Origin of the sequence: Corynebacterium sp. (genome assembly GCF_030532195.1) — a bacterium.
Classification (GTDB): Bacteria; Actinomycetota; Actinomycetes; order Mycobacteriales; family Mycobacteriaceae; genus Corynebacterium.
Genome location: NZ_JAUNLP010000013.1, coordinates 13,089 through 28,559 on the forward strand (window position 1 = coordinate 13,089; position 15,471 = coordinate 28,559).

The 15,471-nt window shown below is 60.3% G+C and carries 13 protein-coding genes and 1 other RNA gene; 3 read left to right on the top strand and 11 right to left on the bottom strand.

The features are described 5' to 3' along the window. Positions 1-109 precede the first annotated feature (109 nt). From Q4E11_RS10165 to Q4E11_RS10175, 3 genes are read left to right on the top strand one after another with little or no spacing between them, the layout of a single operon-like run. Entirely contained in the window at positions 110-1,462 is a 1,353-nt protein-coding gene (locus Q4E11_RS10165) for a Mur ligase family protein (RefSeq protein WP_303165524.1), read from the top strand. Next, complete coding sequence (locus tag Q4E11_RS10170) at positions 1,463-2,275, top strand: type 1 glutamine amidotransferase (RefSeq protein WP_303165525.1); 813 nt, start codon at positions 1,463-1,465, stop codon at positions 2,273-2,275. A 59-nt stretch (positions 2,276-2,334) separates the two neighbouring features. Beyond that, on the top strand, positions 2,335-2,985 hold the full coding sequence (locus Q4E11_RS10175) for a response regulator transcription factor (RefSeq protein ID WP_303165526.1): 651 nt from the start codon (positions 2,335-2,337) through the stop codon (positions 2,983-2,985). A 36-nt stretch (positions 2,986-3,021) separates the two neighbouring features. On the opposite strand, the gene recR is transcribed toward Q4E11_RS10175, so the two are convergent. The 11 genes from recR to Q4E11_RS10230 all read right to left on the bottom strand — a co-directional run bounded on the left by recR (position 3,022) and on the right by Q4E11_RS10230 (position 15,226). Beyond that, positions 3,022-3,648, bottom strand: a complete 627-nt coding sequence (gene recR / locus Q4E11_RS10180) for a recombination mediator RecR (RefSeq protein ID WP_303165527.1) — start codon at positions 3,646-3,648, stop codon at positions 3,022-3,024. A 37-nt stretch (positions 3,649-3,685) separates the two neighbouring features. Beyond that, a complete protein-coding gene (locus Q4E11_RS10185) occupies positions 3,686-4,009 on the bottom strand; it encodes a YbaB/EbfC family nucleoid-associated protein (protein ID WP_303165528.1) in 324 nt (107 codons plus the stop codon). Positions 4,010-4,103: 94 nt separating this feature from the next. Next, complete coding sequence (locus tag Q4E11_RS10190) at positions 4,104-6,878, bottom strand: DNA polymerase III subunit gamma and tau (protein ID WP_303165529.1); 2,775 nt, start codon at positions 6,876-6,878, stop codon at positions 4,104-4,106. Positions 6,879-6,923: 45 nt separating this feature from the next. Beyond that, complete coding sequence (locus Q4E11_RS10195; RefSeq protein WP_303165530.1) at positions 6,924-7,625, bottom strand: suppressor of fused domain protein; 702 nt, start codon at positions 7,623-7,625, stop codon at positions 6,924-6,926. 20 nt (positions 7,626-7,645) lie between these two features. Next, the gene (locus tag Q4E11_RS10200; RefSeq protein ID WP_303165531.1) at positions 7,646-8,917 is read right to left on the bottom strand and encodes an aminotransferase class I/II-fold pyridoxal phosphate-dependent enzyme; all 1,272 of its coding nucleotides are present in this window, start codon (positions 8,915-8,917) and stop codon (positions 7,646-7,648) included. 125 nt (positions 8,918-9,042) lie between these two features. Continuing rightward, on the bottom strand, positions 9,043-10,608 hold the full coding sequence (locus tag Q4E11_RS10205; RefSeq protein WP_303165532.1) for a SulP family inorganic anion transporter: 1,566 nt from the start codon (positions 10,606-10,608) through the stop codon (positions 9,043-9,045). Between the two features lie 210 nt (positions 10,609-10,818). Continuing rightward, an RNA gene (ffs, locus tag Q4E11_RS10210) (signal recognition particle sRNA small type) lies at positions 10,819-10,913 on the bottom strand. A gap of 39 nt (positions 10,914-10,952) precedes the next feature. Continuing rightward, complete coding sequence (locus Q4E11_RS10215) at positions 10,953-12,101, bottom strand: ABC transporter ATP-binding protein (RefSeq protein ID WP_303165533.1); 1,149 nt, start codon at positions 12,099-12,101, stop codon at positions 10,953-10,955. A gap of 17 nt (positions 12,102-12,118) precedes the next feature. After that, on the bottom strand, positions 12,119-12,892 hold the full coding sequence (locus Q4E11_RS10220; RefSeq protein ID WP_303165536.1) for a carbohydrate ABC transporter permease: 774 nt from the start codon (positions 12,890-12,892) through the stop codon (positions 12,119-12,121). 78 nt (positions 12,893-12,970) lie between these two features. Further along, complete coding sequence (locus tag Q4E11_RS10225; protein WP_303165534.1) at positions 12,971-13,864, bottom strand: carbohydrate ABC transporter permease; 894 nt, start codon at positions 13,862-13,864, stop codon at positions 12,971-12,973. Then, entirely contained in the window at positions 13,865-15,226 is a 1,362-nt protein-coding gene (locus Q4E11_RS10230) for an extracellular solute-binding protein (protein WP_303165535.1), read from the bottom strand. It lies immediately after the preceding gene. Between the last annotated feature and the right edge of the window lie 245 nt (positions 15,227-15,471).

The window sequence follows — 15,471 nt, forward strand, 5'->3', positions numbered from 1 at the left end:
TGAGCTATAAGCGATGGAGTGAGGGGCAACTCTCGCGCTTTCCCAGCTACTTCCGCACTTTTCCCAGGCACATTCGTACTACGCATTTTTCGCAGTAAGATACACAGTCATGGAAAAAGGCACTTCAACCAACGACGTAAGTGACCATGGTCGCGCCGGTCGCCGGACTTCCCCACGTCTGCGCGCTCGGATCGCGACAGCCGCCGCTCACGCCGCTACCTGGGCGTCTCGTAAATCCGGCCGCGGTGCGGGCGGCATGATCGGTGGCCTGATTGCGCAAAAGATTGACCCACGCATCCTGGCTTCGCTGGGTAAGGGGCGACCAGCTGCGATTATTACCGGCACCAACGGCAAGTCCACCACCACTCGCATGTTTGCGGCGGCCATGCGCGCTGCAGGCCACAGTGTTGCCACCAATGAGGGCGGCGACAACATGGATGCGGGCATTATCTCCGCACTGCTGGCCACACCGGACGCGGATAGCTTGGTCCTGGAAGTCGATGAGCTGCACGTCCCGCACATCGCAGCCGACCTGAAACCCCAGGTCCTGGTGTTGCTGAACCTCTCCCGCGACCAACTCGACCGCGTCGGTGAAATCAACAAGATTGAGGCCACCCTCCGGGAGGCTGTCGACGCGAACCCGCAGGCCACAGTGGTTGCGAACTGCGATGATCCACTCATCGCATCGGCTGCGTGGGATGCCAAGAAGGTCATTTGGGTCTCCGCGGGCGGAGGCTGGACCAACGACGCCACCTCCTCACCCCGCACCGGTGGCCCCATTATTCAGGATGGCCGCAACTGGTATGCGGTAAAACCGCTGCCGGATGGCTCGGAATTCAAGCGCCCGGAGCCGGACTTCGTTATCTCACCGGAGGGCGTCACCACGCCCGCCGGTGAGACGCTGCCGCTGAACCTGACTCTGCCGGGCAACGCCAACCGAGGTAACGCCACCATGGCGATTGCCGGGGCCATCGAAATGGGCGCCGAGCTCCGCCAGGCGCTCAACGCCACCGAGACGGTGGACAACGTCGCTGGCCGCTACTCCACCATGGTGGTGAAGGACGCCCAGGGCGGCGAGAAGCACGTCCGCATGCTGCTGGCCAAGAACCCGGCCGGCTGGCAGGAAGCACTGTCTATGGTCGACCGCACCGCGGATGCCGTGGTCATCGCGGTCAACGGCCACGTCGCCGACGGCGAGGACCTGTCGTGGCTGTGGGATGTGCGCTTCGAGGACTTCGACGGCATGGAGGTCGTCGCCTCGGGCGAACGCGGCACCGATCTGGGTGTGAGGTTGCTCTACGCAGACATTGATGCGAGGTTGGTCGCTGATCCACTGCAGGCGATCCGGGAGTGTGGGTCGCAGGGGCCGTCGTCAAGCGCGACGCGAGTCGAAGTCCTGGCAAACTACACCGCTTTCCGCGATTTGAAGCGCGATATCGAACGGGCACAGGAGGTCAAGTAAATGAGTGAGCTGTCTATCGGCCTGATTCTCCCGGACGTTCTGGGTACCTACGGCGATGACGGAAATGCGCTGGTGCTGCGGCAACGTGCGCGGATGCGCGGGATTGACGCGGAGATTGTGCCGATTAAACTCGGCGATTCCGTGCCCACCGGCCTGGATATCTACACCGTCGGCGGCGGCGAGGATGTCGCGCAGACGATCGCGGTAGAGCACCTGATTAACGACGGCGGCATTAAGAAGGCCGCGGAGTCCGGCAAGCAGATCCTCGCGATTTGCGCGGGCTTCCAGGTCTTCGGCACATCGTTCCGCGCGGGCGGGCGCGAAGTCGCAGGTCTCGGTCTTGTCGACTGCACCACCGACTCGCTTCCCGTGCGCGCAATCGGCGAGATCTGCACGCTACCGGACGCCTCTAACGGTCTGCTTGACGACGGCCTGGTCGCGCCTCTCACCGGTTTTGAAAACCATATGGGTCGCACTACCCTGGGCGCGGATGCGAAGGCGCTTGGTCGTGTTGTCCGTGGCGTAGGCAACGTCGGCCCGGAGGTGGAGCAGACGGACTCCGGCATTGCTCCGGGAGTGGACGTCTCTTCGCTGACTCCTACTGGTGGCGCTGAGGGCGCTGTTCAGGGCTCTATTATCTGCACCTATTTGCATGGGCCGGTGCTGGCACGCAACCCGCAGTTGGCCGATCTTTTGCTGGCGCGAGCAACCGGAATGACACTTGCGGAACTGCCTGCCCTAGACATCGAAATCGTGGATAAGCTGCGGAAAGAGCGTATTTTGTCCAAGCCTCGCCCGAAGAGCGAACGCTAATTCCGTGACTATTGTTCAACAGTTATTATAGAGGCCTAGATTGGAGGGATTGAACGACTATGTCAATCAAGATTGTGATCGCACACAGTGATGAACGTGTGCGATGTGGACTAGCTAGTATTCTGCAACCCCTCCCTGACCTGGATGTAATTGCAACTACGGACAACGCGCCGGAAGCGCTCAGCTTGGCACACGAGCAGCGCCCCAACGTCGTTGTAGTGGAGGCAGATTTCCCACAGGTCTCAGGTATTGAGATTGCGTCGCAAACACCGGCAGGTACGTTTGCGCTGTTAGTAGGTACGGAAGAGTCCGCTCCCGACTTTTTGGTTTTCCAGACCACAAGTGTCCGCGGATATCTGTTGGAAGACACCACTCCCGGGTTGGTTATTGAGGGAGTGCGCGCGGCCGCACGCAGCCACGTGATGATTTCGCCAGCTGTGCTGGCACAGATGCTGGGGCTCAAGCCAGATCCCAGCACGCTGGAAGACACCTCGGCAACAGGGCTGCTCTCGGACCGAGAGATGGAAGTTGCCACACGTATCGGCCGCGGCATGACCAATGCCGAAATCGCCGAGGACCTGGAGATTTCGCTGACCACAGTGAAGTCGCACGTGTCACGCATTCAGACACGTCTGAAGCTGCGCAACCGCGTGGAAATTGCCGCCCGACTCTGGTCCGAAGGTGTCATGGACCAGACGGCATCCGAATAAACTGACCGGGCTCGCCGCCTGCGGGAGCAAGTTTGCTTAAACCCGCAGGCGCCCCGTCAACGCTCTGGAGAGCGTGAGTTCATCAACGAACTCCAAGTCGCCGCCCAGTGGCATGCCGGATGCCAATCGGGTGACCTCGAGATCCGGGAAGTCCCGCATCAGCCGGGCCAAATACGTCGCGGTAGCCTCGCCCTCAGTGTTCGGATCAGTGGCGATGATTACCTCATGAATTTCGGGGGTTTCGCCCTCGTCGACGTCGTCAAGCACACCAGCGATGCGTTGCAGGAGCGTGCGAATATTCAGCTCGTTCGGGCCGATGCCGCCGAGCGGATCGAGCGCCCCGCCGAGCACGTGGTAGCGGCCGTTGTACTCGCCCGTGCGCTCGATGGCCTGGATGTCGCGTGCCTCTTCGACGACGCAAATCAGGCCCTTGTCGCGGCGCGTGTCCGCGCAGTACTGGCAGACGTCCTTTTCCGAGATGTTGCCGCAGATGCGGCAGAACTGAACACCCTCGCGCACCCGGCCCAGCGCGGATTGGAGCCGGCCGATATCCTCCGGCTCCGCCTTCATGAGGTAGAAAGCGATGCGCTGCGCTGACTTCGGGCCGATGCCCGGCAGGCGCGAGAACTCATCTATGAGATCTTGGAGTGGTCCTTCGAACAATGAAAATTACCTAGAAATACTGGTCTGAACTGGAATTTTAGAAGCCCATACCGCCGAGGCCGTCAAAGCCCTGGGACAGCGGACCCATCTTCTGCTCAGCCAGCTCCTGCACCTTGCGAGTCGCATCCTGGAATGCACCCAGCACCAGATCCTGCAGACCGTCGACGTCCTCCGGGTCCACGACCTTCGGATCGATGGCGATGTCAGTGACCTCACCCGAGCCCTGCATGGTGACCTTGACCAGACCACCGCCAGCCTCACCCACGAGGGTGGAAGCCACAATTTCCTGCTGAGCAGCCTGCAGCTGTGCCTGCATCTGCTGAGCCTGCTGCAGAATTGCGTTCATATCCGGCTGAGTCATTGTAAAAATTCCTATCTAACGTGGGTGTTTCGTTACTGTTCGATTATCCGCGCTCGTGCTTTACGACGCGCATTGCCGCCCCATTGTAACGGCTCTAGGCGTCATCAAGCGGTTTGGCACCCAGCTCCTTCTCCAACAGTTCCATGACCACGTCCTTTAAGGAGCGGTGATCCAGCGAGCCGGCTTCCGATGCGGCCTCAAAATACTCAGAGGTGTCCTCCTCATACGGAGGCTCCGGAGGCGGCGCGTCATAGCCGCGCCCCTCTGGCGGCGCGAACTCCTCCATCGGCTCCGGTGGCAGTGGCACACCGTTGAAGCCGGTGGGCTGCTGGGCCTGAGCCTGGGCTTGCGCGGCGCGCAGGAACGAGCGTGGCTGGTTTGGCTGCTGGCCCACTGCCTGCTGCGCCTGCGGATTCTGCTGGTTCCGCTGGTTCGATGGCGCCGAGTACTGTGGCGCCGAGTACTGTTGCGGTTGCTGAACCGGCTGGTTGGCAGCCTGCTGCCCCATCGCAGCCCGCTTGGCTGCCTCAATCTTGGCACGGCGCTCAATCACCGATGCACGCGCTGCAGACATCGGCGAACGCGGCTGTGGCTGCTGTGGCTCAGCCGGTGTTGGTTCCGGTTGCTGCGGTTGCTGCGGTTGCGTTGGCTGCTGAGGCTGTTGAGGCGGTTGAGGCTGCGCGCCTCTTGACGATGAATCATCCTCCATCGATGACTGCCCCTGCGACGGTGCACGGTGAGCACGCGGACGAGGGCTCTTCGCACCAACGATGCAGTTCACTGCGCCATCGAAGCCAGTTACCTTCTTCACGGCAGTAGCCAGAGCCCGGGAGTATTCCGGGTCATTAAGGCGAGTGGCCAGGGCGCCAGTGCTGTGACCGATGGTGAGGGTGTCACCCTCGACCTCGACAGGTGTGGCCTGCTCCGCCAGCACTCGAATTGGGAATGCGTGCGGACCTTCGACGGCTTCGAGAATCTCCGACCAGTGCTCAGAAATCTGCTCAATACCAGCAGGTTCCGGTTCCGGTGTGGGTGTGGGTGTGGGTTCGGATTCCGGCTGCTGTTCTGGTTGAGGTGCCGGCTCTGGTTCAGGCTCGGGCTGTGCTTGCTGAGGCTGAACCTGCGGTTCGGGCTCCTCGACTATCGCCATGGTGCCCTTTTCACCCTCGCGCTCACGAGTCTGCTGCTCACGCTCCTGCGCAAGCTGAGCACGAGTCTGCTGTTCACTCAAACGAGCATGCTCCGCCATCCGCTTACGGAACTCACGAATCTTCTGAGCCTGTGCCTCCTCCGGGCTGAGCTGCTCAGTTTGCGACTCCTGAGATTCCCGCGGTTCCTGCTGCTCCGACTCTGGCGCAGCCTCCGGCTGAGCAGGTTCTGCCGCTGCCTGTGCAGGCTGAGCAAACTGTTCCTGCTGCTCCGACTGCTGAGGCACGGCAGACTCCGCAGACTCTGCAGACGCAGCCGATGCTGACTGTTCCGGTGCGGAAGCTGCCTGCTTTTCCTGCTGCGGAGCCACTTGACCAGCAGCCTTCTTCCGCTGAGCATTGCGCTGACGCCATGCTTCACGCGCGGACTGGCCAGCACCAGCACCAGCGCCAGCGCTCGGGGCCGCATCAGCATCGGAGGAAGGAGCCACCGGTGGCACGGCGGAGGACGCGCTCCCCGCGCCGTCGTTAAGCGAGGCAGAGGACGCCGGCATGCCGCGTTCCAGCGATTCGACGCGCTGCAACAAGGCCTCCACCGAATCTTCGGTGGCGGGCAGGAGCATGCGCGCGCACAAAACCTCCAGCAGGAGGCGTGGCGAAGTCACCCCGCGGAAATGGCGCACGCCGTCAGAGAGCACCTGCGTAAAACGCGTCAGAGTGGCTGGCGGGATGGTACCGGCCTGCTGCTTGATGCGGTCAGCCTGGCTCTCCGGGACCTCCACCAGACCCTGCTCAATGGCATTCGGCACAGCGGAGAGAACCAGCAGGTCGCGGACGCGGGTAAGCAGATCCATGGCAAACCGAGCCGGGTCCTGCCCCGACATAATCACGCGCCCCACCACGCTAAACATGGCTGCACGGTCGCTAGCGGCCAACGCTTCAATCGCATCGGTGATAATCACACTGTCGGTGACACCGAGGATGGCCGCGGAGGTCTCATAATCCACGCCATCGGAGCCGGAACCAGCAATCAGCTGATCCATAATCGACAGCGAGTCACGCGGCGAACCACCACCGGCCTGAATGACCAGCGGATACACATCCGGATCCACATGGACACCCTCAGATGCCACCACGCGCTTCAGCAACCCGCGCATATCCGGCGGAGTGAGCAGGCGGAACGGGTAATGGTGCGTGCGCGAACGAATGGTCGGCAGCACGCGCTCCGGCTCCGTCGTCGCAAAAATGAAGATCAGATGCTCCGGTGGCTCCTCCACAATCTTCAGCAGCGCATTAAAGCCCGAGGCGGTAATCATATGCGCCTCATCAATAATGAAGATGCGATACCGCGACTCCGCCGGCTGGAAAATAGCCTTTTCCCGCAGCTCACGCATATCTTCCACACCATTGTGGGAAGCCGCGTCCAGCTCAATGACATCCAGATTGCCCGGGCCGCCTGGCGCCAACGCACGACAGGACGCACACTTGCCGCACGGGGTTGCCGTCGGCCCCTCCGCGCAGTTCAAGCTCCGCGCCATGATGCGCGCCGAGGACGTCTTGCCACAACCACGCGGACCCGAGAACAAATACGCATGATTAATCCGGTTAGGACGCCCCTGCGCATCCCGAGATTCCAACGCCGCCGACAGCGGGTCAGTCACATGCCGCTGCCCCACCACTTCAGCGAACGTCGCTGGACGATACTTCCTATACAGAGCCACGTGCTCAGCCTACCTTCCACCCCGGATTAGCTAATTCGCCCCGCCTCAACCAACTACCGATTCACGGCACCAATCTCGCAGGTCAGCATCCTTTTCCGCCAACAGCTGCATCAGCTCCTGCGGGCCACGGCCCTGATAAAAGTCCAACTCCGCATCCGTAATCGGAATCAGCTGCGTCATCGTGGTCATGCGCCCCTGCGGCGAGGCCACATCGCCCTCATGCATGTTGATCTTGTCCGGCATCTCAGAGACATTCGGCACACCATCGCTCCACACATACGGCACCGCACACAGCGCATGCGCCACGGTATACGCAGTGCTTGACGACGTCACCCCACTGGCCTCTGCAGCCATCCGCACCGCATTGGGAATAACGCGACCCGGAATTGGCGACAGCAGCTCCGGCTCCTCCTCCACCAGGGCACCAGCAGTAGCAACCATCTCCGCGACCGGGAAGTCGGCGTAGCCGACGTGGAAGAGCTCCACCCGGATATCCGTTTTTGCCGCACCGGTTAAGCCACAGTAGTTACGGCCGAGCTCCAACGTGGCGGCTACCGTCTCTGGGCGACGCTCTTGCGCGTGGCCGTCCGAGCCGTCGAAAAGCGAGAACTCAGCAATACGCAGCGGCTTTGCCTCATGTGCCTGCCCGTGCCGACCACTGGCCGGCAGCTGCGTGACATGCTCACTGAACTGCGGGTCCCCGGGAAAGAGCTCGGAGACCCAAAACTTCGTCTCCTCGAAGTTCATATAGTCCTAACCGCGCGCTTTTACTGCGCAGCCTTCTCAGCAGCGGCGAGCAGCACACAGGTAGCCACACCGTCCATAGCGACCTCCAACTCCTCCATCGGAGGCAGCGACGGAGCCAAGCGGATGTTGCGGTCATTCGGATCCTGCTTCAGCGGGAAGGAGGAACCGGAGCCGGTCAGTGCAATACCGGCCTCCTTCGCCAGCTCCACCACGCGACGAGCCGTGCCATCAACAACATCGAGGTTGATGAAGTAACCGCCAGTCGGCTTCGACCACTCCGCCACGCCGTACTCGCTCAGACGGGAATCCAGGATCTCCAGGACCTTCTTGAACTTCGGAGCCAGCGAGCCCGCATGACGACGCATCTGCTCACGCACACCGTCTGCATCACCGAAGAACTTGGCGTGTGCCAGCTGGTTGACCTTGTTCGGGCCAATGCCGCGGATGCCGGCGTGCTTCAAGTAATCCGCCAAGTTGGCTTCAGAGGAAGCGTAGAACGCAACACCAGCACCGGCGAAGGTGATCTTCGACGTCGAGCCGAATGCCCACACGCGGTTCGGGTTACCGGCCTCTTCCGCCCACTTAATGACGTTGTGAATCTCCGGGAACTCATCCGTGAGAGTGTGAACCATGTAGGCGTTATCCCACATCAGACGGAAATCCGGTGCTGCCGTCTCCATCTCCACCAAACGACGGCAGACCTCAGCGCTGTAAGTCACACCAGTTGGGTTGGAGAACATCGGCACATTCCACATGCCCTTAATCTGCGGATCAGCTGCCACCAGCTTTTCCACGACATCCATATCAGGGCCGTCCTCATTCAACGGCACCTGGATCATCTCAATACCGAAGTGCTCCGTGATGGAAAAGTGACGGTCATACCCCGGAACCGGGCACAGCCACTTCAGCACCGGCTCCTCATTCCACGGACGCTCCGAGTCGACATTGCCGAACTGCATAGCCCATGAAATCAGGTCAAACTGGATGTTCAAGCTAGAGGCATCCTGCGCCAGGACGTTTTCCACCGGCAGATCCAGCAGCTCTGCCCAAATAGCGCGGATATCAGTAATGCCCTTGGCGTTGCCGTAATTGCGGACATCCTCCCCGGATGCCGAAATGTAATCCGGTGCCGGGAGTCCCAGCAGGGCGTTTGCGAAATCAAGCTGTTCCGACGACGGCTTGCCGCGAGTCAAATTCAGTGCGAGGTTACGGGACTTCAGCTCCTCATATGCCTTCGCAAACTCTTCCTTGTGTGCCGCCAACTGCTGAACATCGAAGGAATCCACGGCCATGGTGTACGCACCCTCCCAGGTATCGGACGTAGGTTAAAACCGGACAAACCTGACGCGGATAACCTTTTCACCGCGCCGTATCTGGCTTTGCAACCAAGTGTAAGGCATACCCCGGATTGGGTTTTCTACAACTTCCCTGACAAAGCATCCAAACGCTGCTTACTCGCCCCATCCAGGCCGACAATTTCCACCTCTTTGCCGCGCTCCGCGAACTTGACCAGCACGGAATCCAGCGCCGCCACCGTGGAGGCATCCCAAATCTCCGCCTCCGACATATCGATGACAATGCGCCGAGCTGGGTCAGTGTAATCAAACTGGTAGACCAAGTCATTACTGGAGGCGAAAAACAGCTGCCCCCGCACCTGGTACGTCCGGGAGTGGGCGCTGGGGTCGTCGTCAAGCACCTTGATTGTGACGAGATGGGCGACACGACGCGCGAACATCAGCGACGCGACCACCACACCCGACACCACGCCGATGGCCAGGTTCTTTGTCATAAGCGTCGCGATGACCGTCACCAGCATCACCACCGTCTCCGAACGCGGCATGAGGCGCAACGTGCGCGGCGAGATTGAGCGCCAATCGATTGTGTCCACCGACACCACAACCATCACCGCAACCAGCGCCGCCATCGGAATCGCGCCGACCGCGGTCCCGAGTAGGAGGATCAAAATCAGCAGGAAGATGCCGGAAAAGAGCGTCGTCAAGCGGGTGCGTCCCGATGATTCCTTCACGCCCACCATCGTCTGACCGATCATCGCACAGCCGGCGATGCCGCCGAAGAATCCGCCCGCGATGTTCGCGACGCCGAGTCCCCATGTCTCGCGCGTCTTATCCGAGTGCGTGTCGGTGATGTCATCGACGAGCTTCGCCGTCATCAGCGATTCCATGATGCCGACGATCGCGACACCCACCGAATACGGCGCAATCAGGCGCAGAGTCTCCCAGGTCAGGGGCACATTCGGGATCAGCAGGTGCGGCAGGGAATCCGGAAGCTCCCCCATATCGCCGACCGTCGGCACGCGCCAGCCCGCCAATACCGCAACAAGCGTGACGACGAGCACAGTTACCAGCGGAGCCGGAATCGCGGTGAACACGCGGGGAAGCAGAACCATAATCGTAATTCCCATCACCACCAGCGGATATACCAGCCACGGTACATCGATGAGATGCTCCAGCTGCGCGGTGAAAATGAGGATGCCCAGCGCATTGACAAAGCCGATCATGACTGCCCGCGGAATGAAACGCTGTAGCTTCGCGATGCCAAGTGCCGCAAACGCAATTTGCAAAACGCCTGCGAGCAGCACCGTTGGGATGAGGTAATCCATTCCGTACGTACGCGACAACGGCGCGACGACGAGCGCAACCGAGCCAGCGGCAGCGGTAATCATGGCGGGGCGGCCACCGGTAAAGGAGATGACGATTGCCATGATGACCGAGCTAAAAAGCCCCACCGCCGGATCCACACCCGCCAGAATGGAAAAGGAAATAACCTCCGGGATCAGGGCAAATGACACTGCCGCGCCAGCCAGCAGCTCCGTGCGCAGGCGCTGCGGCGAGGAAAATGCGTGTCGGAAAGACCCCCATACGCCTGTTGGGGATGGTGGTTCTCGGGTTGCTAGTGGTTCTAGTGTTTCTAGCGGTTCTGGTGTTGCCTGTGGTGGCACTCCAGTGTCGTCGGCATCGCTCATAGTAGATATTCTCTCAAGCCTGCCCGCGCGCTCGGAATTGGGCACTAAACGCAACCCCACAGAGTCACGCTGGCACCATTGCCAGCGACCGGGGCGGCTGCAGCAATATCAGTGGAGCGAATCTTCTTCATGGCAAGTGTCCTTTCATTCAAGCGCTCTTGCTTTGGTCACTTGTTAGCGGACACCCCAACCGGGAATGTTCCCGAGAAAAAAAGGGGACCCCACGCACCCGTCAGAGCTCGCTGACCCTTGCTGCATTCCTGCCCTGGGGGAGTTCACGAGATGGACGCCACATGGGATCCGTGAAGACAGCCTACTACAGGCAAGCCCGAAAAGTCACACCATTACTTTCCAGTCAATGCCAAGTTCTCACCGGACTCAGAATCGAAGACGTGCATCTTGCCCGCATTGATGGCCAATGTGATCTTCTGACCTCGACGCACGCGCGATTCCGCATCCACTCGAGCCACCAACATGTCATGCGGATTCTCCGCCAGACCCGCCTCCTCAGCAGCGGCATGGCCAGCCAAATCAATTTCCGGGAGTGGGAAGTGGATGAACTGCTCGGAGCCCATCGCCTCCAGAACAGCCACCTCGACTTCCACCGTGGGCGCATCGGAATCGGCGTCGGCTAGGGCGGCATCCTCGAAGGCCTCCGGACGCAGTCCGACGATTATCTTGCGGCCCGGCTGAATTTTTTCCGGGAGTGGCAGGTGGCCGAGAGCGGTGTCGGCGCTGCGACCGTCGTGAAGCACAGTGGCGGGCAGGAAGTTCATGGCGGGCGAGCCGATGAAGCCGGCGACGAAGAGGTTGACCGGGCGGTGGTAGAGCCCCTGCGGTGCGCCAATCTGCTGGATAACGCCCTTTTTCAGCACGACGACGCGGTCGCCCAGCGTCATTGCTTCGGTTTGGTCGTGAGTGACGTAGACGGTGGTGGTCCCGAGGCGTTCCTGGAGCTGGGCGATTTCGGTGCGCATCTGGACGCGGAGCTTGGCATCCAGGTTGGACAGCGGCTCGTCCATGAGGAAGACCTTTGGGCGGCGGACGATGGCGCGGCCCATCGCCACGCGCTGACGCTGACCACCGGAAAGGTGCGCCGGCTTGCGGTCGAGAAATTCCGTCAGATCGAGAATTTCGGCAGCTTCGTTGACTTTCTGCGCAATTTCCTTCTTCGGCAGTTTCGCCAGTTTCAGTGGAAACGCGATGTTCTCACGGACGCTTAAGTGCGGGTACAGCGCGTAGGACTGGAAGACCATGGCGATATCGCGGTCCTTCGGAGCGACATCGTTCATGCGCTCGCCGTCGATGAGAAGATCGCCCTCGGAAATATCCTCAAGACCTGCGATCATGTTCAACATCGTCGACTTACCGCAGCCGGAGGGGCCGACGAGGATGATGAACTCGCCGTCATCAATTTTGAGATTCGCGTCCTCCACGCCGATGTGGCCGTCCGGAAAGCGCTTGTACACGTGCTTTAGTTCAATTTCAGCCATTTTCGCTCTACCCTTCTCTAGCCCTTCACTGCGCCGGAGGTAAGACCAGCGACAATTCGACGTTGGAAAATAACCACAAAAATAATGATTGGAATGGTGATGACAATCGCGGCCGCGGCAATCGAGCCAGTGGGCTCTTCAAATGCGGACGAGCCGGTGAAGTTCGCCATCGCCGCCGGAGCCGTGCGGGCAGCCTCAGTCGAGGTCAGCGACACCGCTAACAGGAAGTCATTCCACGCGAAGATGAACACCAAAATCGCGGCGGTGACAATGCCCGGAATCGCCAGCGGTGCGACCACCAGGCGAAATGCCTGGAACGGTGTCGCGCCATCCATCTGCGCCGCCTTCTCCAACTCCCAAGGAATTTCCCGGAAGAACGAAGAGAGGATAAAAATCGCCATCGGAAGTGCGAAAGTGATGTACGGCAGAATCAGGCCCGGCCAGGTATCAAATAGCCCCACCTTCCGCTCGATGTCGAACAGCGGGCTGACCAGAGAGACCTGCGGGAACATCGCAATCAGCAGCGACACTCCCAGAATCACCGACTTACCCGGAAACTCCAGGCGCGCAATGGCGTAGGCCGCCATCGTGCCAACAATCACCGCGAGCAGGGTGGTAATCAGCCCAATGCCAATGGAATTAATCAACGCACGAGTAAATTCGCTGGTCTGGAAGATGCCGCGGTAGTTATCCAACGTCCAATTGCGCGGGATGAAGTGGCCGTCATACATATCCGTTGTCGGTTTGAATGACAGGCTGGCAATCCACAACACCGGCACCAGTGCGTACATAACCACCAAGGCAATGCCGATTGTCCACGCGACGCGTTGCTTTTTTGTCTTTTCCGTGTTGTCCACTGCAATCGCCTCCTATTTGCCCGCGCCCGGCGACGAAGCGCCAAAGCCCTTGATAAACACAATTGCAATCAGCGCCACACAGACGAAGATCAGCACCGAAATCGCCGAACCAATGCCCAGGTTGAACGCCTTAAATAGGTTGTTATAGCCCAGAATCGACACCGACCCCGTGCCGTTATTTCCCTTGGTGAGGATGTAGATGTTGTCGAACACTCGGAACGCATCGAGCGTGCGGAACAGCAGCGCCACCACAATCGATGGCTTCATCAGCGGCAACGTGATCTTGAAAAAGCGCTGCCAAAAGCCCGCACCATCCAGCTCGGCCGCCTTCAATGCGTCGTCCGGCACCAGTGCGAGGCCCGCGAGAAGCAGCAGGGCCATAAATGGAGTGGTCTTCCAGATTTCAGCACCGATGATGATAAATATTGACGGCCATTGCTCAGTCAGCGGGGCGGTACCGTCGGGAAGCAAATTGGCGAGATAGCCCGTCCCCGGCGTCCACGCGTAATTCCACGAGTACGCCGCCGCCACCGTGACAATGCCGTACGGGATCAGCACCACCGTACGGATTAGCCCGCGGCCGAAGATTGCGCGGTACATTACCATCGCAATCGCCATACCGAGCACCAGCTCCACCGCCACCGACACCAGCGTGATTACGACTGTCACGCCCAGCGCCTCCCACCAATAACTGCTGGTCAGAACCGAAACGTAGTTCTGCAGGCCGATGAATTCACGGTCTTCCGGGAAACGCAGGTCATAGCGCTGCAGCGACAGCCACATCGCGTAACCGATGGGATACGCCGTCACCAGCAGCATCAAAATCAGCGCGGGAGACACCAGCAGCAGACCGAGGCGGCGCTCGGCGCGGTGTCCGTCGGAAAGCTTGGTAGATTTGTCAGACATTTACGGCACCAGACCTTCCGAGTTAATCGCCGCCTGAAGTTCCTCATCCAGCTCGCCGACCAGCGGTTTCGCGTCAATATCCTCCGGCGGACTAATGCGCGACGCGAGCAGAATCGACAACGACTGGTACGCAGGGGATTTCGGGCGCGTCACCACACCGGCCGTGCGTGACGACGGCAACAGCGACCTCTCCTCCTGCGTCAGATTGGTCGAGTTAGAGTCCTCGAGCTTGTTCAACTGCTGATAAATCTCCCGGTAGAACGGGTACTCCTCCTTGAATTCATCCGTGGCCTGCGTGTAGAGCTTCGTCAACGTCGGCGGCAGACCACCCGTCAACGCGTTGTGGAGCTGGTTTTTCTCATTGCGCAGGCACTCGATTGCCTGGAAGGCGAGATTCGGATGCTTGGAAGTCGACGGCACCGCAAGATTCAACCCACCAATGGTGACCTTCGCCGGCGTGCCCTTATCCATTGCTGGGTAGGTGGTCCAGGCCATATCATCGAAGACCTCCTTGGCCGCCGGGTTTCCCGCCTCCGCCTTCTCCTTCGCACCGGCATACGCGAATGGATAGTTGACCTGTGCAAATGCGTCACCGCGGTCGAATGCCAGGCGGGCTTGGTTCTCATCCGACTGCGAGATCGACGGGTCATGTCCCTTCGCCGTGGCCACGCGATGCATCGTGTCTAGGGCTCGCTCCGCGGCATCATTGTCCGCAATCGTGACTTTCTGCCCATCCGGTGCGACCAAGTGGCCACCTGCCGACTCCGTCATCGAATTGAGCCATACCACCGCGCCCTCAAACTGCGCGGCCTGCACACCAATCATCGACGGCTTGCCCTGATCGGCCAGCCGCTCCCCCGCCGCGATGAGGTCATCCCACGTCTTCGGAGGGCCATCGACCAGTGACTTTCGATACCACAGCAGCTGCGTATTCGTATTCAGTGGAGCGCCATAGAGCTTGTCCTGCCACGTCGCCGTGTCCAGCGGACCCGAGAGCGTGCCATCGATTACACGCTTAGTCATATCTTCCGGGAGTGGCAGCGCCCAGCCGGCCTCTGCAAACTCCGGTGTCCACGTCACATCAAGGCCCATAATGTCGAACGAACTGTCCCCGCCCACAATGCGACGAGCGAGCTGAAGACGCTGGTCGTCGGTCTGTTTTGCCGAAATGTCATACTCCAGACGGTACTTCCCGCCCGAGGCATCCGAGCACTCCCGCGCTGCCTGCTCATACTGATCGGCGCCATCCGCCGGACCCATAATGCGCAGCACTGGCGCTGCTTCCCGCTGCGCCTCCGAGCCACAGCCCGCCACCAGCGCGGTGAGCGATACCGTCGACACCGCGGCGACGATGGTGCGCATGACGTGCAGTTTCCGGCCCACACCTGTACGATCTCGGCCGGCTCTTCGCTTATCAAACATAATGACCACTCCGTGCTTTGATGTACAAAACCGACCGTAGTCATTGCGGCGCTACTTTTTGGGGAAAATAAGAAAACCCCGGCATAAGCCGAGGGTTTTCATCTGCGGAGGATGTGGGATTTGAACCCACGAGGGATGTGACTCCCGCACGCGTTCCAGGCGTGTGACATAGGCCGCTAGTCGAA

Coding starts and splice junctions, on each gene's coding strand:
- Q4E11_RS10170 (WP_303165525.1), top strand. CDS start 1,463: ATGAGTGAGCTGTCTATCGGCCTGATTCTCCCGGACGTTCTGGGTACC.
- Q4E11_RS10195 (WP_303165530.1), bottom strand. CDS start 7,625: ATGAACTTCGAGGAGACGAAGTTTTGGGTCTCCGAGCTCTTTCCCGGG.
- Q4E11_RS10220 (WP_303165536.1), bottom strand. CDS start 12,892: ATGTACGCACTGGTGCCGGTGTTGTGGATTGCCAGCCTGTCATTCAAA.
- Q4E11_RS10225 (WP_303165534.1), bottom strand. CDS start 13,864: ATGTCTGACAAATCTACCAAGCTTTCCGACGGACACCGCGCCGAGCGC.
- Q4E11_RS10185 (WP_303165528.1), bottom strand. CDS start 4,009: ATGACTCAGCCGGATATGAACGCAATTCTGCAGCAGGCTCAGCAGATG.
- Q4E11_RS10175 (WP_303165526.1), top strand. CDS start 2,335: ATGTCAATCAAGATTGTGATCGCACACAGTGATGAACGTGTGCGATGT.
- Q4E11_RS10205 (WP_303165532.1), bottom strand. CDS start 10,608: ATGAGCGATGCCGACGACACTGGAGTGCCACCACAGGCAACACCAGAA.
- Q4E11_RS10200 (WP_303165531.1), bottom strand. CDS start 8,917: ATGGCCGTGGATTCCTTCGATGTTCAGCAGTTGGCGGCACACAAGGAA.
- Q4E11_RS10165 (WP_303165524.1), top strand. CDS start 110: ATGGAAAAAGGCACTTCAACCAACGACGTAAGTGACCATGGTCGCGCC.
- Q4E11_RS10230 (WP_303165535.1), bottom strand. CDS start 15,226: ATGCGCACCATCGTCGCCGCGGTGTCGACGGTATCGCTCACCGCGCTG.
- Q4E11_RS10215 (WP_303165533.1), bottom strand. CDS start 12,101: ATGGCTGAAATTGAACTAAAGCACGTGTACAAGCGCTTTCCGGACGGC.